General features: G+C 41.7%; 21 protein-coding genes. 12 read left to right on the forward strand and 9 right to left on the reverse strand.

Annotated elements, in window-relative coordinates; genetic code table 11:
* The 6 genes from K1F36_RS13080 to K1F36_RS13105 form a co-directional block, all read right to left on the reverse strand.
* On the reverse strand, positions 1-593 hold a 593-nt coding region (locus K1F36_RS13080), incomplete at its 3' end, for a GLPGLI family protein (protein ID WP_220114219.1).
* A gap of 100 nt (positions 594-693) precedes the next feature.
* A complete protein-coding gene (locus K1F36_RS13085) occupies positions 694-885 on the reverse strand; it encodes a hypothetical protein (RefSeq protein ID WP_220114220.1) in 192 nt (63 codons plus the stop codon).
* 29 nt (positions 886-914) lie between these two features.
* Entirely contained in the window at positions 915-1,424 is a 510-nt protein-coding gene (locus K1F36_RS13090; protein WP_220114221.1) for a thioredoxin domain-containing protein, read from the reverse strand.
* A gap of 256 nt (positions 1,425-1,680) precedes the next feature.
* Entirely contained in the window at positions 1,681-2,358 is a 678-nt protein-coding gene (locus tag K1F36_RS13095) for an SMI1/KNR4 family protein (RefSeq protein WP_220114222.1), read from the reverse strand.
* A 516-nt stretch (positions 2,359-2,874) separates the two neighbouring features.
* Positions 2,875-3,765, reverse strand: coding sequence for a DMT family transporter (locus K1F36_RS13100; protein WP_220114223.1), 891 nt, complete (start codon positions 3,763-3,765; stop codon positions 2,875-2,877).
* On the reverse strand, positions 3,765-4,115 hold the full coding sequence (locus K1F36_RS13105; RefSeq protein ID WP_220114224.1) for an arsenate reductase family protein: 351 nt from the start codon (positions 4,113-4,115) through the stop codon (positions 3,765-3,767). Before K1F36_RS13105 ends, K1F36_RS13100 begins: the two co-directional genes overlap by 1 nt.
* Positions 4,116-4,294: 179 nt before the next feature.
* Between K1F36_RS13105 and K1F36_RS13110 the strand changes: the two genes are divergently transcribed.
* On the forward strand, positions 4,295-4,759 hold the full coding sequence (locus K1F36_RS13110) for a DinB family protein (protein WP_220114225.1): 465 nt from the start codon (positions 4,295-4,297) through the stop codon (positions 4,757-4,759).
* 108 nt (positions 4,760-4,867) lie between these two features.
* Positions 4,868-5,419: a conjugal transfer protein TraO gene (locus K1F36_RS13115; protein WP_220114226.1), complete on the forward strand. Its 552-nt coding sequence runs from the start codon at positions 4,868-4,870 to the stop codon at positions 5,417-5,419.
* A gap of 6 nt (positions 5,420-5,425) precedes the next feature.
* Here K1F36_RS13115 and K1F36_RS13120 read toward each other — a convergent pair whose 3' ends face one another.
* A complete protein-coding gene (locus K1F36_RS13120; RefSeq protein ID WP_220114227.1) occupies positions 5,426-6,166 on the reverse strand; it encodes a DUF3298 and DUF4163 domain-containing protein in 741 nt (246 codons plus the stop codon).
* A gap of 74 nt (positions 6,167-6,240) precedes the next feature.
* Between K1F36_RS13120 and K1F36_RS13125 the strand changes: the two genes are divergently transcribed.
* The 4 genes from K1F36_RS13125 to K1F36_RS13140 all read left to right on the forward strand — a co-directional run bounded on the left by K1F36_RS13125 (position 6,241) and on the right by K1F36_RS13140 (position 12,103).
* Complete coding sequence (locus K1F36_RS13125; RefSeq protein ID WP_220114228.1) at positions 6,241-7,395, forward strand: cystathionine gamma-synthase; 1,155 nt, start codon at positions 6,241-6,243, stop codon at positions 7,393-7,395.
* Positions 7,396-7,522: 127 nt separating this feature from the next.
* Positions 7,523-8,875, forward strand: a complete 1,353-nt coding sequence (gene gdhA / locus K1F36_RS13130; RefSeq protein WP_220114229.1) for an NADP-specific glutamate dehydrogenase — start codon at positions 7,523-7,525, stop codon at positions 8,873-8,875.
* A gap of 86 nt (positions 8,876-8,961) precedes the next feature.
* Complete coding sequence (recO, locus tag K1F36_RS13135) at positions 8,962-9,681, forward strand: DNA repair protein RecO (protein WP_220114230.1); 720 nt, start codon at positions 8,962-8,964, stop codon at positions 9,679-9,681.
* Position 9,682: 1 nt separating this feature from the next.
* The gene (locus tag K1F36_RS13140; protein ID WP_220114231.1) at positions 9,683-12,103 is read left to right on the forward strand and encodes a TonB-dependent receptor; all 2,421 of its coding nucleotides are present in this window, start codon (positions 9,683-9,685) and stop codon (positions 12,101-12,103) included.
* Positions 12,104-12,172: 69 nt separating this feature from the next.
* Here the strand turns inward: K1F36_RS13140 and K1F36_RS13145 are convergent, their stop codons facing one another.
* Positions 12,173-12,442 (reverse strand): hypothetical protein, encoded by a 270-nt coding sequence (locus K1F36_RS13145; RefSeq protein ID WP_220114232.1) that lies wholly within the window; start codon positions 12,440-12,442, stop codon positions 12,173-12,175.
* A 180-nt stretch (positions 12,443-12,622) separates the two neighbouring features.
* Here K1F36_RS13145 and ileS point away from each other — a divergent pair, with 180 nt between their 5' ends.
* The 4 genes from ileS to K1F36_RS13165 all read left to right on the forward strand — a co-directional run bounded on the left by ileS (position 12,623) and on the right by K1F36_RS13165 (position 17,745).
* A complete protein-coding gene (gene ileS / locus K1F36_RS13150) occupies positions 12,623-16,024 on the forward strand; it encodes an isoleucine--tRNA ligase (RefSeq protein ID WP_220114233.1) in 3,402 nt (1,133 codons plus the stop codon).
* A 4-nt stretch (positions 16,025-16,028) separates the two neighbouring features.
* Positions 16,029-16,412, forward strand: coding sequence for a TraR/DksA family transcriptional regulator (locus K1F36_RS13155; RefSeq protein WP_220114234.1), 384 nt, complete (start codon positions 16,029-16,031; stop codon positions 16,410-16,412).
* Positions 16,413-16,503: 91 nt separating this feature from the next.
* Complete coding sequence (locus K1F36_RS13160) at positions 16,504-17,061, forward strand: hypothetical protein (RefSeq protein WP_313790074.1); 558 nt, start codon at positions 16,504-16,506, stop codon at positions 17,059-17,061.
* 33 nt (positions 17,062-17,094) lie between these two features.
* Positions 17,095-17,745: a lipoprotein signal peptidase gene (locus K1F36_RS13165; protein ID WP_220114236.1), complete on the forward strand. Its 651-nt coding sequence runs from the start codon at positions 17,095-17,097 to the stop codon at positions 17,743-17,745.
* Here the strand turns inward: K1F36_RS13165 and K1F36_RS13170 are convergent.
* Positions 17,733-18,296: a 5-formyltetrahydrofolate cyclo-ligase gene (locus K1F36_RS13170; RefSeq protein ID WP_220114237.1), complete on the reverse strand. Its 564-nt coding sequence runs from the start codon at positions 18,294-18,296 to the stop codon at positions 17,733-17,735. The genes K1F36_RS13165 and K1F36_RS13170 overlap by 13 nt on opposite strands.
* Before the next feature lie 481 nt (positions 18,297-18,777).
* On the opposite strand from K1F36_RS13170, the gene uvrC reads away from it, so the two are divergent.
* The gene (uvrC, locus tag K1F36_RS13175; protein ID WP_220114238.1) at positions 18,778-20,571 is read left to right on the forward strand and encodes an excinuclease ABC subunit UvrC; all 1,794 of its coding nucleotides are present in this window, start codon (positions 18,778-18,780) and stop codon (positions 20,569-20,571) included.
* Positions 20,572-20,574: 3 nt separating this feature from the next.
* Complete coding sequence (locus tag K1F36_RS13180; protein WP_220114239.1) at positions 20,575-22,848, forward strand: patatin-like phospholipase family protein; 2,274 nt, start codon at positions 20,575-20,577, stop codon at positions 22,846-22,848.
* The last annotated feature ends 330 nt before the right edge of the window (positions 22,849-23,178 follow it).

The following is a 23,178-nucleotide window of genomic DNA, read 5'->3' on the forward strand; positions in this document are numbered from 1 at the left end:
ATCGGTTTAATGCCACCTTTGGGGTTCAATGTTACCTTGTCTGCCACAAATATAACATGGCTGCGTTCCAGTTGCAGGATTAGTCCAGGAAGGCCACCATATCCTGCTGGCCCATAAGGTACCGGAATCTCCGGTGTGTACCATCCATCAATAGTGAATTCGATTTCAGTATAATATTGGACATGGTGTTTGGTGGCCTTGTAGCAGGTATAGCCATCGATGTCCTTGGTTTCGTTGTGCAAGGTCCAACCTTCCATCCTGTCATTATGGGTGACGATATATATGGAGTCCTTTATTTTTTTGTTTCTGAAGGGACTGTTCTTTTTGGCGTCTTGGTGCCAAGGTCTATCTGAATAGGCTACAATAGAGGCTACTTTTCCCATAAACTCATCATGGGGCACTCGGGGCAATTCTTCAAAATAGGATTGACGGCCATTGAAGCGGAGGGTATATTTCATGTCATTGATTTCAAGCGCCGTTTTTCTCTTAAAATCCTTATCCTTCTCTACATTGGGCATATCATAATAAACGGTATGGTACTCTACCACTCCTTCTTGCGAATAGAAACATTGATTTACAAGAATTGCAAGCAAGATCGCAAGTTGTCTTTTTATATACATATTATTGTAATTAATATTGTGAGTTTTAAAAACTGCCCTTTTATCTAAAAGGGCAGTCTCTTTGTGCAGAAGTTTATTCATTGCACATTTCATAGGCCATTTCATAAAATTCATTGACATCTCCACCTTGGGAAGCTCCATGCTCTGCAACTTGACAAGCAAAGGCATGGCAATCCTGTGGAGGTGCCGGGTTTTCCATTGCCGTATTGGCCATCATGGGATAGGCCATAAAAGTTACGGCCAATAATAAAAGAGCATTTTTCATAGTAAAAAAATTAATGGTTAATAAATAGATTACTCTTTGGACTTGTTATTTGGGGTTGTATATATTTTTAAAATATCCTCCTCTATGGAGAAATACGGGAACTCCACAATTCTCCCCAACTCAATATTGTTCTTTGTAAAGATGACCGTCGGCAGATATTTGATCCCGTAATTTTTTATAGGAGGCCTTGGACGTCGTTTCTTTTTATCCACATTGTATAAGGTGATTTGATTTTTGGGTATGTTTAGACTATCCATCAGCTTGAAAAATTTGGGAAGGAACATTTTGGTGTCATGGCACCAGGTACCCATGAAAACAAGAAACTCACTCTGTCTCAAATTTTCGGCAAGATTGCCATCCAACGAAATGGTCGGGGTAAAGTCCGTGTATTTCCTGGAAAACCATGGCAAGTGGTATAGCGTTTCCATTTCACTCCCTTGAATCAATCCGACATCGAGCGTGTGTTGGGATGACAATGTACAAGGGGCCAAAAGAAAAGTATAAATCAATCTTTTGGTCAATAGACTTTTAATTGCCATAAGAAATCGGGCTTTCATTTTGTTTTTGTAGGAATTCGGAAACATCTATTCACGATAATACAGCTTCCTATTAAAACAATTTCCGCTCAATTGATGGATGTGCCATTTCAATTGACGGATACCCCATTTCAATTGACTTATGGGTTTTTTTAATGAATCGATGGAAAAAGCAGAGGATTTTAAAATTTTGACCAAAGAAGACACCCGAAATCATGTTCAAGTGCCAAAGGATATTGAAATTTTATAATTCAATTCATCAATTTTTGGGATAGCCAAACCAGCTTGGAGTGATTGTAATCAATTTTCCCGAGATAATTTCATCGAGCCATCCCTCATACCAATCCAAAAAATTTTTATTTTCGGAAAATAATGGAGGAATTTGCTCCGCTTTGTCCAAGTTTACGACCCTGCCTTTATGTGGGCCGTTCAGAACAAGTGCATGAATATATGAGCATCCTTGTGAGCCCAGTGGCAATATGCCACCATAAAGGTTTCCGTTTAAGGTTTCGTAATCCTCATCGGAGATATCGTCTTCATAAATTGGTTCGATTATTTCATCCCATCGAGTTGTTAAAATTTTTGGGTTGAGCGAGCATGTTTTTTTCAAATGAAGGGCAACGTTCTTGTAAATCAAATCGTTTAGATTTTGTCCCAGAGGATAAATGCCAAAATATGGCCCAGCACCCAAATTTGGATAAGACTTCCCGCCATTGCCAATTTGTAGCACGAATGATCTATAACATTCAGGTAGTTGTATTCCATAATGTTTTTCGAAAGTATCAACTTCGGCAATACTTGCAGGGGCATTTAAGTGATACCTGTGGCTTCCAGCTCCGAATACTTTATATAGAGCATCTCTTTCTTTTGCCTGTTGTAATTTTTTTTTGAGACGAGCAATTTGTTCGTTGCACATGGGGTAATCGATTGTTTCCAAGGTGTACAATTTTAGTGGGGAAAGTTGTTGTGCGTTTGATTTGATCTCTCTTGAAGGTTTTTCCTTTTGATGTATTGTTTTATCCCTACATTATATATGAATAAGAGAAAAAAACAGGTAATCAATACTGTCATTGCTATATCATAAACCGACGTTTTGGGTTGGTTCAAGCGTAGAAGAAATCCAATGGGACCATCAAGTTGAAAATGGGTTTCAATTTGTTTGACCTTGTAGTTTTCGGGAAGGATTGTAAGAATTGCTTTATCAAAAAACTCGACCATTAAGTAAAAACCACCCAAATGTAACAGTGGATTAATTTTATATGCCTTATCAAGTACAGCATAAAGGGCCAGGTATAATGCAAAAATGAACAACCCTAATACAATTCCAATCAAGATCATAATTCAGTTTTAGAGAAAAGAACCCGATAAAGATATATTATTGAAGCCCTACCAAAACCACTAAATTGACGGATGCGCCGGTTGAGTTGACGAATGCCCTATAACAATTGGTCGTCTATTTTCTTTTCGGCTTTTTGCTGGCCAAATATACCCCAACGAGAACAAAACACATGGCAGTAACCTTTACTAAGGTAAGGTGGTCTTTCCCCGAAAAAAGAGCAAAAAGTATCCCTACCAAGGGCTGCATATAAATAAATGCACCTACCGATGAGGCCTTGAGTTGGGTAAGCGCAAAAATATTGAAGAGATAGGTCAAAAACGTAGTGCCGATTACAACAAACGCTATGGAACCATACGCCCAAAGAGGCATAGAGGACCATTGTACCTCTAAAACTTGGGGAAGGGTTATGGGAAGATTGATGATAAAGGCTACTGTAAAGAGCCATTTCATGATGGAGAAGGGATGGTATTTCTCGATCAATTTTTTTACCAATATCAAATAGGAACCGTATGCCGTAGCATTAATAATAAACAAAAAATTGCCCAAGGGTATGTTGGGGGCATCTTGGCGAGCTTCTGCCCCAAAAAGAACCAAGCCGACTGCACCAACAAAGCCTAAAAAAATACCGAGTCCTTTGTTCAACGTGATTTTTTCACTTAAAAAAAGGGCAGAAAGAGCCACCACTATAATGGGCGATATGGTAACTAGTACAGCACTGTTTATTGGGGTGGAAAGCTCCAGGCCCTTAAAAAACGACAGCATGTTTATGGACATGCCCAACAAGGCACATGCGAGCATACGTCCCCAATCACGCTTTTCAATTTTTTCCTTGGGGCCAAAAATGGAAATCAACCAGAAAAGAATGGCAGCTCCGCCGACCCTTAAAAAAATGAACCCAAAGGGTCGTACATGCGTGGGCATGACCCCTTTGGCCACAGTATGGTTTATACCGTAAATAACGGTTGCCCCAATAGCGGCAAAAATGGCCAGCGTTCTTTTGTTCATCAATGTATAGCTTCCTTGGCGGCTTCGACGATTTTTTTCGAGTTTCCAACAAAAATTTGATCATTCACTATAATTACAGGTCTTTTTAAGAAAGTGTAATGCTCTAAGATCAAATCTTTATAATCTTTTTCCGAAAGCTCCTTTTCGTGAAGTCCCCTTTGTCTGAACAACATGGCCCTTCTGCTAAAAAGGGACTCATAACTTCCGCTCAACGTCTCCATTTGTTCCAATTGTGCAGGGGTAATGGGCTCGGATTTAATTTCTTGCAGTTCTACTCCATCCAAAGGTTCCAATTCTTTCAAAATACGTTTACAGGTAGAGCAACTGCCCAGATGGTATATTTTCTTCATTGTTGTGATATTGGAAGAACAAAGGACGTTAAAAATCGATCAAAAGCCATTACGAAGATGTAAATTCAACAGCTTTTGAAGGTGTTGTTTGTTTTTAAGCGTAGGACACGGAAAACCATTTAAGATTTTAGGGTTAATTTTGCAATGCGATAGTATAGCCAATTAAATTGAATAGGATTATGGAAAAAACATTTGATATTATACTGAAGAACAGAAAAATATTACATGATTTTCTGCAGAATACCCCCAAAGAGGATTTGTTCAAAGTCCCAGAGGGATTCAACAATAATATTTGGTGGAACATCGCCCATGTGGTGGTTACTCCCCAATTGTTGATGTATAAACTGAACGGTCTGGATTTTACTCTTGAGGAAGAATTGGTCAATAAGTACAGAAAAGGGACTTTCCCAGAAGGGGAACCCTCAGATGGAGAGATGGAGAAAATAAGCGCTTATTTATTTAGTACCATAAAGCATATCCAATTGGATTATGAGCATGGGAGGTTCAAGAATTTTCAGGAATACATGACCACTCCAAAAATCGGTTTGAGTAGTCCAGAAGATGCGCTTTCCTTTAATGTGTTTCATGAAGGGCTTCATCTTGGTGCTATTCTGGCCTTGAAAAAGGCATTGGCCAAAGCCTAGAACAATCGTATCTAAAGTTTTTTTGAAAATTGACCGCTGAGGTCTAACCCAAAGGAAATCAGTTATATTTGTTGGTGGATTATATTAAGAACCCAAATCTTAATCAAAATGAAACACTACCATTTATGCTTTTGGCTGCTTTTGGCTGCCACAACTTTTCCTGTACAACAAAGTTTTTCCCAAAGGAGTTATTTGTCCATCGGGGCGGTACCGACCTACAAAACGGATGGGTATGGGATTCAACTCAATGCAAACCATTACCATAGCGCCATCGATTATCTACAAGTGTCCTTGGTGGCCACATTTTCCAAGGAAAAACCAAACGCTGGTGTGGAATTTCCGTATGATGATTACTGGTTGAACTTCGGTTATTTTACCACTATCTTAACTTCAAAAAAGCGGGGCATCTCCTTTTATTTTGGGGGAGGTCCTTCGGTAGGTTATAAACACATCAATAATGGAGAAACCGATTTTGCATTTGATGCCATAGAAGCCGAGAGCAGTTTTATATATGGTGCCTATGCATCTTTTGAAATGGATTTTTTTGTTTCCGATGCCTTTTCTTTGATAGTTCCCATTAACGGATACTATCATTTTAATAGCGACCTAAATGATTCCACGCTGCTTTTGGGAGCTGGCCTCCGCTATTATTTTAAGTAGAAAGATTTAAAGCTTTACCTTTCGTTCTAAGAACGGATTGACTTCGTTGTACGTCAATACCAAAACAATAGGGCCGTCCGCATAGGAGGCTACTTCGTATTGGTTGTAAATAAGTTGAATGCCATCTTTGGTGTACCCTACATTGTTGGATAGATGGAATGAGTCCCCTTCGAACATGAATCCTGTGGCATTGATGTTTTTGTCTTGTGGGATTTCTTCTTGATTGCGGAACTTCTCCTCGGCAAAGTCTTCAAAGCCTTCGTAGTCATTAAAAAGTTCTTCATTTTCTAGTTCCTTACCGGTTTTTTTGTCAAAATTTAAGTAAGATGTAGAAGCATATCCATGGGCACCTCCAGTGAACGAATATGAATTTAGTATCAAGGTGATAATGTTTTCATTTTCATACACCACCTCGCCGTCAATGGTGGCTTCCCATTGTATCTCATCGGGAAATTTGGTCTTTAATTCCTTATAACTATCGGTAAAAGATTGGAGTGCCTTGTCCATGGTATCAATGGTCCTATCTTCTGAAAATGACATGATACTGATGATTTCTTCCCTCAATGAACGGTTAATGGTCTCGGAAACAGGGGAGTCGTCCAATGCATTGGGAATGTTAATGGCTATTTTTGGACAATCGGCACAAGTCTCGCCCAACAATTGCGTAGGCTCAAAAGTAAGCTTGCTCTCCGTTTGGCAACTCATTAATAATCCTAGGAAAAGTATGGTGGAGATATATTTTTTCATGATTTGAGGTTTTGTTTCATCAAAAATAATACTTCGGAAAGATAACGATACATTTGTACGTAGATAGTTTCAACATGGGCAAAAAAGAGTTAAAATTCAATAGCAAAGCGATTCACGGAGGACAACAGCCCGATGCGGCCTATGGAGCGGTAATGCCGCCCATTTATCAAACCTCCACCTATGCACAGCACACTCCTGGCGTACATAAGGGATATGAATATTCCAGAGGCGCCAATCCTACGCGGACCGCCTTGGAAAATGCAGTGGCAAGTCTGGAGAACGGCAATTTTGGTATGGCCTTCGGCAGTGGAATGGCGGCTATAGATGCCGTTTTGAAGTTATTGACTCCTGGTGATGAGGTTATCTGTACCAGCGACTTGTATGGGGGCAGTTATCGTCTTTTTAAAGGTATATATGAAAAATATGGTATCAAGTTCCGGTTTTCGGAGATGGTGGATATGGAAGAGCTGTTGTCCCAAATCAATAAAAACACCAAATTGATCTGGGTGGAAACACCTACCAATCCCAAGATGAACATTATCGATATTGAAGCGGTATCCAAGATTACCAAAGACCGTAATTTATTGTTGGCAGTGGACAATACCTTTGCTACTCCTTATTTACAACGTCCCTTGGATTTAGGTGCCGATATTGTGATGCATTCGGCAACCAAATATTTGGCGGGCCATAGCGATGTGGTGGTTGGTGCCTTGGTGGTAAACGACCAAAAACTGGCCGATCAATTATATTTTATCCAGAAATCCAGCGGAGGTATATGTGGTCCTATGGACAGTTTTTTGACCCTTCGCGGTATAAAAACGCTCCACGTGCGTATGCAACGACATTGCGAAAACGGGGAATACATAGCCAAATATTTGGAGAATCATCCTAAAATCGATAAAGTATACTGGCCCGGTTTTGCGGACCACCCTAACCATAAGGTGGCAAAAAAACAGATGAGCGGATTTGGCGGGATGATTTCCTTCGTGCCCAAGGGCGGGAGCTATGAAAACGCGATAAAAATAGTGGAGAACCTTCAACTATTTACCCTAGCCGAATCGTTAGGAGGTGTTGAAAGTTTGGTGGGCCATCCTGCAAGCATGTCACACGGAAGTATTCCAAAGGAAGAACGCGAAAAAAATGGTGTTGTTGACGCCTTGATCAGGCTAAGTGTGGGCATAGAGGACGTGGAAGATCTGATTCATGACCTAGAACAGGCCCTTAACTAAAATATTTTGAAAAATTTATAAAAAATAAATATTCAAATTATTGAAATAATATAATTTTGCCCTCAGAATAACAATTCAATAAAAAATCGCTTTTTATAAGCGGAAAGACAAATAATTTTATCCGTATATGGAAGAAAGAATAGAAGACAAGATAAAAGGATTTATGGATGAGGTGATTACCAGAAATGGTCATGAGCCCGAATTTATCCAAGCTGTTCAAGAGGTTGCTGAAACAGTGATACCTTATATTGTTCAGCACGACATCTATCACGGTAAAAACATCCTATTAAGAATGGTGGAGCCTGAGCGATTGATTTCGTTCCGTGTGGCCTGGATAGATGATGATGGGGAAATCCATGTGAACCGTGGATACCGTGTGCAAATGAACTCTGCCATTGGACCTTACAAAGGAGGGCTTCGTTTTCACCCGACCGTAAACGCAAGTGTTTTGAAGTTCTTGGCATTTGAGCAAGTATTCAAAAATAGTTTGACCACCCTGCCCATGGGCGGAGGTAAAGGAGGTTCTGATTTTGACCCAAAAGGTAAATCCGATGATGAGATCATGCGTTTTTGCCACGCCTTTATGACGGAGCTTTGTAGACACATCGGTCCAAATACCGATATCCCTGCTGGTGACATCGGCGTTGGCGCCCGTGAAATTGGGTTCCTGTTCGGTATGTACAAGAAAATCCGAAACGAGTTCACCGGAGTGTTGACCGGTAAGGGACTTTCTTGGGGAGGTTCCTTGATTCGTCCAGAAGCTACCGGTTATGGTACGGTTTACTTTGCCGATAGCATGCTAAAGACCAAAAATGAAACTTTTGAAGGTAAAAAAGTTGTGATTTCAGGTTCCGGTAACGTGGCCCAATACGCTGCCGAAAAGGTGTTGCACCTTGGAGGTAAGGTTTTGACGCTTTCGGACTCTGGAGGATTTATCTATGATAAGGACGGAATTGATGAAGGCAAGTTGGCCTTTGTAATGGAATTGAAGAACAATAAACGAGGAAGAATTTCGGAGTATGTGGATAAATATCCATCCGCAGAGTTCCACAAAGGGGAAACACCTTGGAAAGTGGCCTGTGATATTGCATTGCCATGTGCCACCCAGAACGAGTTGAACGGTGATGATGCGAAGACGTTGATCAAAAATGGATGTATTGCGGTGGCAGAAGGAGCAAACATGCCCTCTACTCCAGAAGCAATACATGCGTTCCACGATGCCAAGATCTTGTTCGCACCTGGAAAAGCTTCCAACGCAGGAGGTGTGGCCACTTCAGGTTTGGAGATGAGCCAGAACTCATTGCGTATCAGCTGGACAAGGGAAGAAGTGGACAAGCGATTGAAAGGAATCATGTCCGACATTCACGATGCCTGCATGCAATACGGCGACGAGGACGGATACTGCAACTACGTAAAAGGAGCGAATATCGCCGGTTTCGTAAAAGTTGCGGACGCGATGTTGGCCCAGGGGGTGATATAGTCCCTTCACGAACATAAATTTAGATTGGCAGTTACCGGATGTAGTGGTTACATTTACACTTCCGGTAACTGCTTTTTTATTAGCCCATGCAAATCACCACAAAGGCCATTGTGCTCTCCTCCCTAAAATATGGGGATACCAGCCTTATTGTAAGGGCCTTTACCCAATCGGATGGGATAAAGTCGTATTTGCTCAAAGGGGTGCTCGCCTCCAAAAAAGCAAAGATCAGACCCGCATATTTTTTGCCGTTGATGCAATTGGAAATTCAGGCAAACCACAAAAACAAAGGAACTTTGGAAAGTATCAGGGATGTTAGGGTGGGCATTCCGTACCAGACCATGCACACTGATATCGTAAAAAACAGCGTGGTTCTTTTTTTGGCCGAAATGTTGGCAAATTCCATTCAGGAACAGGAACAGGACGAAAGCCTGTATAATTATTTGGAGTATTCGCTGCATTGGATGGATATTCATCCGTTGTCGCCCAATTTTCACATCTTGTTTTTACTGAATTTGACCAAGTATCTGGGATTCTATCCGGATACATCTTATCAAAATTCGCCGTTTTTTGATTTGTTGGAAGGAAGCTTTAGCAAAACACCATCCCTCAACCCATTGATTCAGAACGAAAATCTGGAAAGTTTCAAGAAGTTTTTAGGCACGGATTTTGTGGCATTACAAACGATTCAACTAACTAAGTCTAATAGGCGGGAACTCTTAAAAACAATGATCCAATATTATGGTCTTCATATACACGGATTTCGCGAACCAAAGTCACTCGCCGTTTTAAATGCAGTGTTTACTTAAAATGCAAAACCTAAAACCAACCTTAACCCTAATTCTTTTCTTATTAACCTTTCAATTTTATGCTCAGGAAGTAACCGTGCTGGATGCCGATTCTGGAATACCGGTGGATAACATCGCTATTTTTAACAAAGACCAGTCCAAAACAACAATTACCGATGCCAATGGTAAGGGGGATTTGAACATTTTTGCCCCCAATGAAAGAATTACCTTCAAGCACATTAGTTACGAGCCTTTCTCCACCACCAAATCCCAAATAGGTAGAAGAGGCAACCGGGTCTATCTTTTTTTAAAGACCGAGGAACTTCAGGAAGTGGTCATGTCTGTTTCCAAATGGGAACAGCAAAAAAAGCATATTCCGCAGAAGATAGAGACTTTTGATGCCCGAAACATTGCCTTTACAACACCCAAGACCGCTGCAGACCTTTTGCAAAATAGCGGAAAGGTTTTTGTGCAAAAAAGCCAGTTGGGAGGGGGCAGCCCCATGATCAGGGGATTTGCCACCAATAGAATATTATTGTCCGTGGATGGCGTACGGATGAACAATGCAATTTTTAGGGGCGGGAACCTTCAAAATGTAATATCGGTCGACCCGTTTACCATAAAAAAGACCGAGGTGACCTTTGGCCCCGGTTCCGTAATCTATGGTAGCGATGCCATAGGAGGGGTTATGAATTTTTACACACAACAACCTCGTTTTTCCTACGCAGATAGTTTGGCATTTTCAGGAAATGTCAATTATAGATATTCCTCAGCCAATAATGAGAACACCGCACATGTAGATTTTAATTTTGGGAAGCAAAAATGGGCATCGTACAGCAGTTTTACCTATAATAATTTTGATGATCTGAAAATGGGTAAACATGGTCCGGATTCCTATTTGCGACCCAATTATGTGGTTCAGGAAAATGGAACCGATGTGCTGGTGGCCAATGATGATCCCAAAAAACAAGTGAGTTCGGGGTACGATCAAGTTAATTTCCTTCAAAAATTTACATATAGACCTAATAGTACATGGAACTACGATCTGGGACTGTACTATTCCGAAACCTCCGATTTTCCAAGGTACGATAGGTTGATACGTCCATCAAAAGATGGGGATGGCCTTCGTTCCGCAGAATGGTACTATGGTCCACAAAAATGGTTCATGGGAAACTTTCAAATCACCCAAAAAGGAAAGAACAAGTTTTATGATGGTGTAAAACTCACCACGGCCTATCAATTTTTTGAGGAAAGTAGGCATGACCGCGGTTTTCAGGATGTAGAACTGTACTCCACTCAGGAGAAAGTGGATGCATTGTCCGTAAACTTGGATTTTGAGAACAAAAAAATAGGGGCACTCAATCTGTATTATGGAGCCGAATACGTGTTCAATAAAGTGCATTCCATGGGGAGTATGCGCAATATTGAAACAGATGAAGTTGAGGAGACCGCATCAAGGTATCCTGATGGGTCCACATGGCAAACCTTGGCAGGATATATCAATGGGGAGTATCAATTAAAGCCTAATCTTTCGCTCTTATCAGGAATTCGTTACAGTCAAGTTTGGGTAGATGCTACATTTGACACCACCTACTACCCTTTTCCGTTTGATGAAGCCGATATAGTTACCGGAGCACTTACAGGAAGTTTGGGACTTAGTTGGTTCCCACGGTCAGATCTGCAAGTTACGTTGAACGGTTCCACAGGGTTTAGGGCACCGAATATTGATGATATCGGAAAGATATTTGATTCAGAACCTGGTTCCGTAGTGGTGCCCAACCCCGATTTGGAGCCAGAGTATGCATACAATGGAGAATTGGGCATCAGAAAAAACTTTAATGATGTCGTGGTTTTAAAAGGAGCGACATATTACACCTATTTGGTCGATGCTCTTGTACGAAGGGATTTCTCTTTTGGAGGACAGACCGAGATTGAATACAACGGAGAACCAAGTAATGTTCAAGCAATCCAGAATGCGGCAAAAGCATATGTGTATGGCTTCGAGTTTGGTGTGGAAGCTTATTTTAACGAGCATTTGTCCTTAAACTCCAATCTAACTTTGACGGAGGGCGTTGAAGAAGATGATGACGGTACCGATAGCCCATCGCGTCATGCAGCACCTACTTTTGGAGACGTTCATCTGATTTGGGAAAACCAAAAACTAAAAGCGGATGTCTTTGTCAACTATAATGGGGAGGTGAGCAATGATGACCTGGCACTTTCAGAACAGGGAAAAACCTACATGTATGCCAGTGATGCCAACGGGAACCCTTTTTCGCCATCATGGTACACCTTGAACTTTAGGTCCCAATATCAAATTACAAATGCATTGAAGGCATCCGTGAGCTTGGAAAACATGACGAACCAACGCTATCGGATGTACAGTTCCGGAATTGCGGCGCCCGGAACAAATTTGGTTTTAGGGTTGGGATATATCTTTTAAAAATAAGGGCCCGGAATTTCCGGGCCTAATTTTTTTGGTCTTGCAGTATGGATAGATCGGCACATGGGTTTACATGCTGTCGATGGCCTTTTCTGCAGCATCCATGGTTTCTTTTCCGGCTTTTTCGATGCTATCCAGAGCTTTTTTACCCATTTCCTTGGCTTCTTTGCCGGCCTCTTTCAGTGCATCGGCAGCATCCTCGGCCGCTTCTTCCAAATCTTCCCTGGCCTCGTTCAGCGTTTCTTTTGCCTCCTCGGTCTTGTCCTTTGTGTCCCTACAAGAGGTCATCGCAGATAATGATAAAGTCAATACCATTGCGGCAAGCAGTACTTTTTTCATGTGAATAATGGTTAAGTGTTAATGATGCATCAAGATAGGTAAATTATGGCGAATTGGGTATTTGCGGCATATCATATTTAGGTTAAGGGAATTAAGCGAATTCTAATGCCAAAAGGGAGGGTATAATTCCATCTAAATTTATAATTTTGCAAACTTGAATTCTAGTAGAAGAAGCAGTATATGAAGTTTGCGGAATATAAGGGATTGGATTTGCCAAAAGTATCTGAGAACATTCTTGACTTTTGGAAGGACAAACAGATTTTTGAAAAGAGCGTTTCCACACGGGAAGGCAAGGAGAGCTACGTGTTTTACGAAGGCCCTCCATCTGCAAACGGGATGCCTGGGATTCACCACGTGATGGCGCGGACCATCAAGGATATCTTTCCACGGTACAAAACCATGAAAGGCTTTCAAGTAAAAAGAAAGGCGGGATGGGATACGCACGGACTGCCCGTAGAAATAGGGGTGGAAAAGGAATTGGGCATTACCAAGGAAGATATCGGTAAAAAAATATCGGTCGAGGATTACAACGCAGCCTGTAAAAAAGCGGTAATGCGCTACACGGATGTGTGGAACGAAATGACCGAGAAAATCGGGTACTGGGTGGATATGGACGACCCGTACATCACCTACAAGCCCAAGTACATGGAGTCCGTTTGGTGGTTGCTAAAGCAGATTTACGACAAAGGACTCATATATAAAGGATACACCATTCAGCCCTATTCGCCAAAGGCGGGCACAGGGTTAAGCTCCCACGAGCTGAATCAGCCTGGAACGTATCAAGATGTGACGGACACTACGGTAACCGCACAGTTCAAGGCCAAAGCCGATTCGCTTCCCGATTTTTTGAAGAAGGTGGACGGAGACATTCATTTTTTGGCATGGACGACCACACCTTGGACGCTTCCATCCAATACGGCATTGACGGTAGGGCCAAAAATCGAATATGTCCTTGTGAAATCGTACAACCAATATACGTTTGAGCCCATCAACGTGGTGCTGGCCAAAAATTTGGTTGGCTACAATTTTTCAGGAAAGTTTGCCAAGGTAGAAACAGAAGAAGAATTGAAATCATTCCAAGAGAGTGATAAAAAGATTCCATATTGGGTCGGCGAATCTTTTGTGGGCAAGGATTTGGTCGGCATTCAGTACGAGCAGCTGATTGATTACGTGCAACCCTATCAAAATCCAGAGAATGCCTTCAGAGTAATTGCTGGGGATTTTGTAACTACCGAAGATGGTACAGGAATCGTGCATACCGCGCCCACCTTTGGTGCGGACGATGCCTTGGTGGCCAAACAGGCCACTCCAGAGGTTCCACCCATGTTGGTTTTGGACGAAAACGACAACCCAGTTCCGTTGGTGGACCTTCAAGGGAGATTTAGACCCGAATTGAAAGAGTTTGGCGGCAAATATGTAAAGAACGAATATTACGACGAGGGCGAAGCACCTGAAAAGTCGGTCGATGTAGAGATTGCCATCAAACTGAAGATAGAGAACAAGGCCTTTAAGGTCGAAAAATACGTCCACAGCTACCCGAACTGCTGGCGTACGGATAAACCCATTTTGTACTATCCATTGAATTCTTGGTTCATTAAGGTGACCGATGTCAAGGACCGTATGTTCGAGTTGAACCAGACCATCAATTGGAAACCAAAATCCACTGGAGAGGGCCGTTTTGGCAACTGGTTGGCCAATGCCAACGATTGGAACCTATCGCGCTCCAGATATTGGGGCATTCCATTGCCTATTTGGCGTACGGAAGATGGTAAGGAGGAAATTATGATAGGATCCGTGGAAGAGCTAAAGTCGCAAATGGCCAAAGCGGTTGAAGCCGGCATTCTGGATAAGGACGTGTTCGAGGATTTTGTAGTAGGCGATATGAGCGAGGAGAACTACGACAAGATCGATCTACATAAAAATATTGTGGACGGCATCACTTTGGTTTCCCCATCGGGACAACCCATGAGGCGTGAGGCCGACCTAATCGATGTTTGGTTCGATAGCGGTTCCATGCCCTATGCACAATGGCACTATCCATTCGAAAATAAAGATTTGATTGATGAGGGCAAGGCATTTCCTGCCAATTTCATCGCCGAAGGTGTAGACCAGACCCGCGGTTGGTTCTATACTTTGCACGCCATCGGAACCATGGTTTTTGATAGCATTGCCTATAAAAATGTGGTTTCCAATGGACTTGTTCTGGACAAGGAAGGCAAAAAAATGTCCAAACGATTGGGCAATGCGGTAGACCCCTTCGAGGTGCTGCCCGAACATGGCCCGGATGCCACACGCTGGTATATGATTTCCAATGCCAATCCGTGGGACAACCTTAAGTTTGATATTGAAGGTGTTGTGGAGGTAAAGCGAAAATTCTTCGGAACGCTGTACAACACCTATTCATTTATGGCGCTTTATGCCAATATTGATGAATTTAATTATTCCGAAGCGGATATTCCGTTGAAGGATAGACCGGAAATTGATCAATGGATTTTGTCCGAGTTGCATACCCTGATCAAAAACGTGGATGAGGCTTACGATGATTATGAAGCCACGCGTGCCGCTCGAATGATTTCCGATTATGTTCAGGAAAACTTGAGCAACTGGTATGTTCGATTGAGCAGGAGACGTTTTTGGAAAGGTGATTATGAAAAGGATAAAATCTCCGCTTACCAAACATTGTATACCTGTTTGATGACCGTTGCCAAATTATCTGCTCCGATCGCTCCGTTCTTTATGGAGCAATTGTACAGGGATTTGGATGCCACCACTAAGAAAGAAGGTTTTGAGAGCGTACATTTAGCCGAATTCCCTGTTTTTGATGCCAGCATGGTGAACAAGGATTTGGAGCGCAAAATGCAATTGGCCCAAAAGATTTCCTCTTTGGTTTTATCCATCCGTCAGAAGGAAAAGATAAAAGTACGCCAACCGCTCCAGAAAATCATGATACCTGTTCTGGACGATCAGCAAAAAAGAGACATAGAATCCGTCTCCAATTTGGTGAAATCCGAGGTGAATGTTAAGGAGATTGAAATGTTGGACGATGCTTCTGGAGTGCTCGTGAAGCAAATAAAACCCAATTTTAAGGTGTTGGGCCCGAAATTTGGTAAGGAAATGAAGGCGATTGCCACCGAAGTATCCAAATTGGGCCAAGAGGACATACAAAAAATGGAGCGTGAAGGTGAATTATTGCTACAGTTGGAAAATAAAACCGTTAATTTACAGTTAACCGATGTAGAAATAAGTTCCCAGGATATCGAAGGATGGTTGGTGGCAAGTGCAGGTCCCTTGACCGTGGCATTGGATGTAACCATAGATGAGACCTTGAAAAAGGAAGGTATTGCAAGAGAACTTGTGAACCGGATCCAGAACCTGAGAAAAGAATCCGGATTTGAGGTAACCGATAAAATTGATATAAAAATATTGAAGGACGGCCTAGTGGAAAATGCGGTTTCCAGTAATGAGGAATATATTAAAACGGAAACCTTGACCGCCGAGCTCAACTTTGAGGAAGAGCTTGAAGAGGGAACGGAAATAGCCTTTGATGAGGTTAACACAAAATTGTTTATTCAAAAACATTAAGAAAATGGCAGAAGATTCAAAAGTAAGATACTCCGATGCGGACCTTGCGGAATTCAGGACATTAATCGAGGAAAAAATGGAAAAAGCCAAAAATCATTTGGAGCTTTTGAAGAGCTCTTACATGAACGATGGCAATAATGGCACGGATGATACCTCGCCAACGTTCAAGGCATTCGAGGAAGGTTCCGAGACCATGAGCAAAGAGGCGAACACCCAGTTGGCCATCCGCCAAGAAAAATTTATCCGCGATCTTAAGAATGCCTTGTTGCGAATCGAGAACAAGACCTATGGCATTTGCAGAGTAACCGGAAAGCTCATCAATAAAGAGCGTTTAAAGCTTGTGCCCCATGCTACGTTGAGCATCGAGGCGAAGAATATGCAAAAATAAATAAAACGCCTACGGGCGTTTTTTCTTTATGAGGGCGGTGGTGTTCGTGATGTTCGTTTTTACCCTTGTCAATGTCCATGGGCAAAAATTGGTGAGGAAGGCCTTTATAGGGCCCCGTACGCAAAATATCCAAATTGACGCCCGCTATTGCTATCGAATAGATATAAAGACGGGGCCGACTGATGAGGTACAGGTTTCGGCCACCATGGATGGCGAGTATGCGAAAGATTTATTGGTCTCCATAAAAGAGAGTGGGACCACAACCATGATCAGTACAGATTTTCAGCCCAATTTTGTGAATCCGAATGACAAGCTCAGTGCACATAAGGTAATTTCCATAGCTTTGGAAATAAGTGTGCCCGAGTACAAAAATGTGGATGTGTTTGGAACAAAAACAAATCTGTACGCCACAGGAAAATACAAGGATTTGAAGATAACCCTATCAGATGGGCGTTGCACGCTTCGGAATATTTCAGAATCCGTAACCGTGAGTACACAGAAAGGCGATATTCTGCTCTCGGCTCCAAGTGGCGATATTATTTCTGAAAGCACTTATGGAAGCGTGCAAAAAGAAACTATTCCTTTTGGGGACAATCGATTTTTTCTGAAGACTGTGGAAGGAGACATCCTAGTGACAAAAACAAAATAATATGCATATTTTTGCAATCCTTTTAATAACAGCATGAGTTTAAAGAAGTCCCTTATTATCATCGTACTCATCCTAGTGGTGGACCAGATCAGCAAGATCTATATCAAGACCAGTTTTATATTGGGTGAGGCCCACGAGGTGTTCAGTTGGTTCAAAATTCTGTTTATAGAAAACGAAGGGGCTGCGTGGGGAACCAAATTGAGTGACCTTTTGCCAATATCCGAACCTGTCGGTAAACTAATATTGACCATTTTCAGGATTTTTGCTGTTTTTGGGATTGGTTATTGGTTGTGGGATATTATTCGGAAACAGTCTCCAAGAACTTTGATTTTGGCGGTCTCCCTCATATTTGCCGGGGCGGTCGGAAACATTATCGATTCGGTTTTTTACGGAATTATTTTTGACCATAGCAATGGGCAGGTGGCAACATTATTTGCCGAGCAGCCCTATGGAAGTTTGTTCCATGGCAAAGTGGTAGATATGCTGTACTTTCCATTGGTGGATACCACTTGGCCTGATTGGGTACCGTCCGTTGGAGGCAAACGTTTCCGTTTTTTTGAACCCGTGTTCAATATTGCGGATACGGCAATCAGTACAGGAGTGGGTATATTGATTGTGTTCAATAAGAAAGCATTTCCAAAAAGTTCGGAAAATAAAGAAGAAGTTTCCAATCAGAACGTATAAATCTTTTCTGGAGTGATGCAATAATCCAGCTTTACGTCGTTTTTGTGCACATCGGTGATCAGTTTTGGTTCGGCACCAAAAAAAGATAGGCCGATTTTAAGGGTCCCTTTTCGGCATTTGTTCAGAAAACCATCATAAAATCCTTTTCCGTATCCTACACGGTTTCCCATTTCATCAAAAGCCAACAAGGGAACAAATACCACGTCGATTTTATTTTCCGGTATCTCAATGCCGTCAACAGGTTCAGGAACCCCCCACGCACTTTCTTTAAAAGCAGTGTTATCCGTGAGCAAATAGTTTTCCAAGCTGTTGGAACCAACCACTTTGGGAACCACTACATGCTTATCCTTGCCTTGCAACAACGTTATCAAGGGCAACGTATCGACCTCGTTCTTGTCTTCGATACTCAAAAAGATATGGTAATAAAAAAAATCCCAAATAGGGATTCGAAGCGAACTATTGGCCAAGGCCAAACTTAAATCCGAGGCTTTTGTTGGAGAAATTTCCGCTCTCAGATTTTTGTATTTTTTTCTCAGTTCATGTTTCAACATTGACTGTTGAAGATTTTGGGGTTGTTTGGGGACAATGGACTACTACTCTCCTTTTGTTGCAACGGAGAAAAAGATTTTGAAGAAAAGCATCAAAATCAAGTACATTCCCAAAACGATAATATAGTTTTCCATAGGATTGTAATTATATCGTTAAATGTAAGTAAAACATTTGAGAAGAATACCATGAAATGCACTTTTTATCGATGAAATGCATGATTTTTAGCAACAGTTTAACAAAACTTATTGATTGCCAAGTGCTTGATTGTAGGTTTTCCATAGTTTTTTTGTGGTAAATCCCCAGTTTTGATAAATATGATATTTTTTAGGAAATTTTTCATCTTTTCCAACCACTTAAAAAGTATCAATTAACAAGGGTTATATATCAATCCAAATTGGGAATTCATCAAGTTTAACAATAATCAAGACAATTAAAATATAACTTTGTTATAAAGTCAAGAACAGGTCACTTTTAGAGCAATCTATGTCCAAACCTACATCCTTAAAAGTACAGTTGAGTGCGCTTCCCAATAACCCGGGAGTGTACCAGTTTTATGATGCGGACGGCAAAATTCTGTACGTAGGTAAGGCCAAAGACCTGAAGAAGAGGGTTTCTTCCTATTTCAACAAAAAGCAGGAGTACGGAAAAACCAGAGTGCTGGTAAAAAAAATTGATTCCATAAAGCATATTGTGGTGCCTACCGAGTCGGATGCCCTGTTACTGGAGAACAATCTTATTAAAAAATTGTTGCCAAGGTATAACGTGCTGCTCAAGGACGATAAATCCTATCCTTGGATATGCATTAAAAATGAACGTTTTCCAAGGGTATTCTCCACAAGAAAGTTGATCAAGGATGGTTCAGAATATTTTGGCCCCTACACCAGCATGAAAACGGTTCGGACGCTCTTGGACCTGATCAAGAGTCTATATCCTTTGCGTACGTGCAACTATGATTTGTCGGAAGAGAAAATAGATGCAGGAAAGTACAAGGTATGCCTAGATTACCATTTGGGCAATTGCTTGGGGCCCTGCGAAGGTCTTCAAACGGAGAAAGAGTATCACGGACAGATTGAAGATATCAGGCAGATCATTAAGGGCAATTTAAAAGACTCCATACAGACTTTTAAACAGCAAATGAAAGACTATGCCGAGGAGATGGAGTTTGAAAAAGCTCAAAAGGTAAAGGATAAAATTGATGTGCTGGAGAATTATCAAGCTAAATCCACCGTGGTGAACCCTAAGATCAACAATGTGGATGTGTTCACCATTATTTCTGATGAAACCCACGGATATGTAAATTTTTTACAGATTTCGCATGGGGCCATAATTCGGTCCCACACCTTGGAGATTAAAAAGAAGCTGGACGAAACCGATGAAGAGTTATTACAATTGGGAATAACGGAGCTTAGACAGCGTTTCAATTCAACATCTAAAGAGGTGTACCTCCCCTTCCCGGTTACTGTAGAGGAAGATGTAAGGGTAACCCTTCCCAAATTGGGAGACAAACGCCGAATTTTAGATCTTTCCGAACGCAATGCGAGGTTTTATCGCCAAGATAGACTGAAACAGATTAGGATAACCGACCCTGACCGTCACACTAAACGGATTATGGCCCAGATGAAATCGGATCTGAGATTGTCGGAGGAGCCACGGCATATTGAATGTTTTGACAACTCCAACATTCAAGGAAGCAATCCCGTTGCAGCTTGTGTGGTTTTCAAGGACGGAAAGCCATCCAAAAAGGATTATCGCCACTTCAACATAAAAACCGTGGAAGGCCCCGATGACTTTGCCAGTATGGAAGAAGTGGTCTTTAGGAGGTACAAAAGGTTGCTGAACGAAGAGGAACCACTCCCACAGTTAATTGTGATTGATGGGGGAAAGGGACAATTGTCATCGGCATTAAAGAGTTTGGAAGTTCTGGGGCTTCGGGGTAAAATCGCCATTATAGGCATTGCAAAGCGCTTGGAAGAAATTTATTTTCCGGATGATTCAGTGCCATTGTATCTGGATAAACGTTCGGAAAGCCTGAAAATAATCCAGCAGCTGAGGAACGAGGCCCACCGATTTGGTATAACCCATCACAGAAACAAAAGAAGTAAGGGCGCGATTAGTTCAGAATTGGTTAATATTGAAGGCGTCGGAGAAAAAACCGCCCAACAATTATTAAAAAGCTTTAAATCGGTAAAACGAATCAAAGAAGCATCATTGGAAGCATTGACGGCCTCGGTCGGTGCTTCAAAGGCAGAGAAAATTCATAAAACATTTCATAAGTAGGCCATGGGAAACAAGGCAATATTATTTACCGTTCTGATTGCTTCGCTCTGTTTGAAGGGGACGGCCCAGAATACCCCGGAAAACAGACCGCCAAAAGTGGGCCTTGTGCTCAGTGGTGGCGGAGCCAAGGGGTTGGCCCATATCGGAGCTTTGAAGAAAATCGAGGAAGCGGGGGTTAAAATCGACTACATCGGTGGGACAAGTATGGGGGCCATTGTAGGAGCGTTGTATGCGTCTGGCTACTCCGCGCAGGAACTGGATTCCATATTCAGAAAAACGGATTTCACCCGTTTAATACAGGATAATGTACCGCGGAGCGCCAAAACATTTTATGAAAAGGAAGATTCGGAACGCTACGCTTTATCACTCCCCTTCGAAAACTTTAAGGTATCCTTTCCACAGGCCATTTCCAGCGGACAGAACATATATAATCTTTTGGTTCAACTATTGTTCCACGTAAAGGATGTGCAGGATTTCGGTAAATTACCCATACCATTTCTATGTATGGCCACCAATGTGGAGACAGGAGAAGAGATTTTGTTAGATAGAGGTTACTTGCCAGAGGCCATCGTCGCTAGCGGAACGTTCCCCTCCCTTTTTGAGCCTGCCGAGATAAACGAGCAAATTTTGATTGATGGTGGTGTGGTCAATAACTATCCGATAGCGCAGGTAAAGGCAATGGGCGCCGATATTATCATAGGGGTGGACGTGCAGCATGATCTGGCCACAAGGGAATCCCTTTCTTCGGCCACGGAAATCTTGTTGCAGATCAACAATTACCGTACTGTCAACGATATGAGAAAGAAGTCCAAGGAAACCGACGTTTACATAAGACCGGACATCGATGAGTTCTCCGTAATTGCTTTTGACAGGGGCAAACAGATTATAAAAAGCGGGGAAAAGGCGGCTGAGGAAAAATTCGATGAACTTAGGCAAATTGCCCTGAGGCAAGGTGAGACGGCAAAACCTAGGAAGAGAATCACGGTAGTGGACAGTTTGGTCGTGAACCGGATGATCATTGAAGGGAATGATCAATATACCCGGGGCTATATAAAAGGAAAGCTCCGGTTTGATTTGGCGGAAAAAATCTCTTTCGAAGATTTACGACAGGGAATGAACAATCTATCTGCTACGGGCAATTTTAAAGCTATTCGGTATGATTTGATTTCCAATGGATTGGGGACCGATTTGATTTTAAAGCTCAAGGAGAATCCGACCAAAATGTTCATTAAAATGTCTGCCCACTATGATGATTTGTACAAGAGCGCGGCGCTCATCAACCTTACCAAAAAGAATTTTTTGATGAAGGACGATGTGGCCTCGTTCGATTTTATTCTTGGGGACCACATCAGGTACAATATGCAGTATTATCTGGACAAAGGATATTATTGGAGTTTCGGGATAAATTCCAAGCTGACCGATTTTGATTCGGAGATTGATTTTTCCCTCATCCAAGGTAATTTTGATGTTCCCCTCAACCCGAATATCCAAAGGATAAACGTGGATGTAACGGACCTTACCAACCAGATATATCTTCAAACCGTGTTAAAGGAAGAATTTGCGTTTACCATAGGGGCAGAGCATAAATTTTTGAACTATAGCACAAGAACGCTAGGCCAGTTGGACGTGGATCCAGATGTCCAAAACGATGCTCCGACAGGCAATCAAAGATCCAACTTCGAAAATTCTAATTATTTCAGCGCATTCTCTCAAGTAAAGTTGGATACGTACGACGACAAGTACTTTCCTACAAGAGGGCTGTTTTTTGATGGAGATTTTCATTTTTATGCATTCTCATCCGATTACAACGAGAACTTTTCAGAATTTGCCGTGGCCAAAGGAAGATTTGGAGGTGTGTTCTCTCCAGTCCACAATTTAAGCTTTAAATTGGAGGCGGATGCCGGGTTTAAACTGGGAACAACCCCAGTGAGTTCCTTTGACTTTATTTTGGGAGGCTTTGGAAACGATTTTGTAAACAATTTTGTGCCCTTTTTTGGATACGACTTCCTTAGTCTGCCTGGGAACAGTTATGTAAAAGGGTTCGGCCGTTTGGACTATCGTTTTGCTCCCAAGCACCATGTGCTTTTTTCCGCCAACTACGCCACCGTTGCGGACGATTTGTTCAGAACAGGGGATTGGTTTGAGGAGCCAAGTTTTTCAGGGTATGGACTTGGGTACGGTTTTGAATCCTTTTTGGGACCTATCCAAATATATTATTCTTGGTCGCCAGAAATCAGTGAGGGTAATTTTTTCTTTAGTGTCGGGTATTGGTTTTAGTAAAAATCACTCGATCAAAAGGCTCAATTTTCTTAATAATTTGTCAAAAAAACGGTAAAACCAATCAATAATACAGAGGTTTAGTTAAAGTCCGTTAAAAACAATTTTTCCTACAAAACGTTGCCGTATCTTTACACCACATAAGGGGTGGTTCCCTTATAACTTTAAGTATTGGTTTTTCATAATTTAAAGTTTGGTTGGTTATTTAGGAAAAGCCCAGTCTCAAGACTGGGCTTTTTTTGTTTATACTATTTTGGAATAAGTTTTGTTTAAGTATATGTGAACCGTGTAACCCCTAAACTGATTTTACTAATTTTATACCAATAAATT

It is taken from the genome of Flagellimonas abyssi, assembly GCF_019457905.1.
Taxonomy (GTDB): domain Bacteria; phylum Bacteroidota; class Bacteroidia; order Flavobacteriales; family Flavobacteriaceae; genus Flagellimonas; species Flagellimonas abyssi.

Coding starts and splice junctions, on each gene's coding strand:
- K1F36_RS13165 (WP_220114236.1), top strand. CDS start 17,095: ATGAGTTTAAAGAAGTCCCTTATTATCATCGTACTCATCCTAGTGGTG.
- gdhA (WP_220114229.1), top strand. CDS start 7,523: ATGGAAGAAAGAATAGAAGACAAGATAAAAGGATTTATGGATGAGGTG.
- recO (WP_220114230.1), top strand. CDS start 8,962: ATGCAAATCACCACAAAGGCCATTGTGCTCTCCTCCCTAAAATATGGG.
- K1F36_RS13105 (WP_220114224.1), bottom strand. CDS start 4,115: ATGAAGAAAATATACCATCTGGGCAGTTGCTCTACCTGTAAACGTATT.
- K1F36_RS13120 (WP_220114227.1), bottom strand. CDS start 6,166: ATGAAAAAATATATCTCCACCATACTTTTCCTAGGATTATTAATGAGT.
- K1F36_RS13085 (WP_220114220.1), bottom strand. CDS start 885: ATGAAAAATGCTCTTTTATTATTGGCCGTAACTTTTATGGCCTATCCC.
- K1F36_RS13110 (WP_220114225.1), top strand. CDS start 4,295: ATGGAAAAAACATTTGATATTATACTGAAGAACAGAAAAATATTACAT.
- K1F36_RS13140 (WP_220114231.1), top strand. CDS start 9,683: ATGCAAAACCTAAAACCAACCTTAACCCTAATTCTTTTCTTATTAACC.
- ileS (WP_220114233.1), top strand. CDS start 12,623: ATGAAGTTTGCGGAATATAAGGGATTGGATTTGCCAAAAGTATCTGAG.
- K1F36_RS13155 (WP_220114234.1), top strand. CDS start 16,029: ATGGCAGAAGATTCAAAAGTAAGATACTCCGATGCGGACCTTGCGGAA.
- K1F36_RS13180 (WP_220114239.1), top strand. CDS start 20,575: ATGGGAAACAAGGCAATATTATTTACCGTTCTGATTGCTTCGCTCTGT.
- K1F36_RS13125 (WP_220114228.1), top strand. CDS start 6,241: ATGGGCAAAAAAGAGTTAAAATTCAATAGCAAAGCGATTCACGGAGGA.
- uvrC (WP_220114238.1), top strand. CDS start 18,778: ATGTCCAAACCTACATCCTTAAAAGTACAGTTGAGTGCGCTTCCCAAT.
- K1F36_RS13170 (WP_220114237.1), bottom strand. CDS start 18,296: ATGTTGAAACATGAACTGAGAAAAAAATACAAAAATCTGAGAGCGGAA.
- K1F36_RS13090 (WP_220114221.1), bottom strand. CDS start 1,424: ATGGCAATTAAAAGTCTATTGACCAAAAGATTGATTTATACTTTTCTT.
- K1F36_RS13100 (WP_220114223.1), bottom strand. CDS start 3,765: ATGAACAAAAGAACGCTGGCCATTTTTGCCGCTATTGGGGCAACCGTT.
- K1F36_RS13115 (WP_220114226.1), top strand. CDS start 4,868: ATGAAACACTACCATTTATGCTTTTGGCTGCTTTTGGCTGCCACAACT.
- K1F36_RS13145 (WP_220114232.1), bottom strand. CDS start 12,442: ATGAAAAAAGTACTGCTTGCCGCAATGGTATTGACTTTATCATTATCT.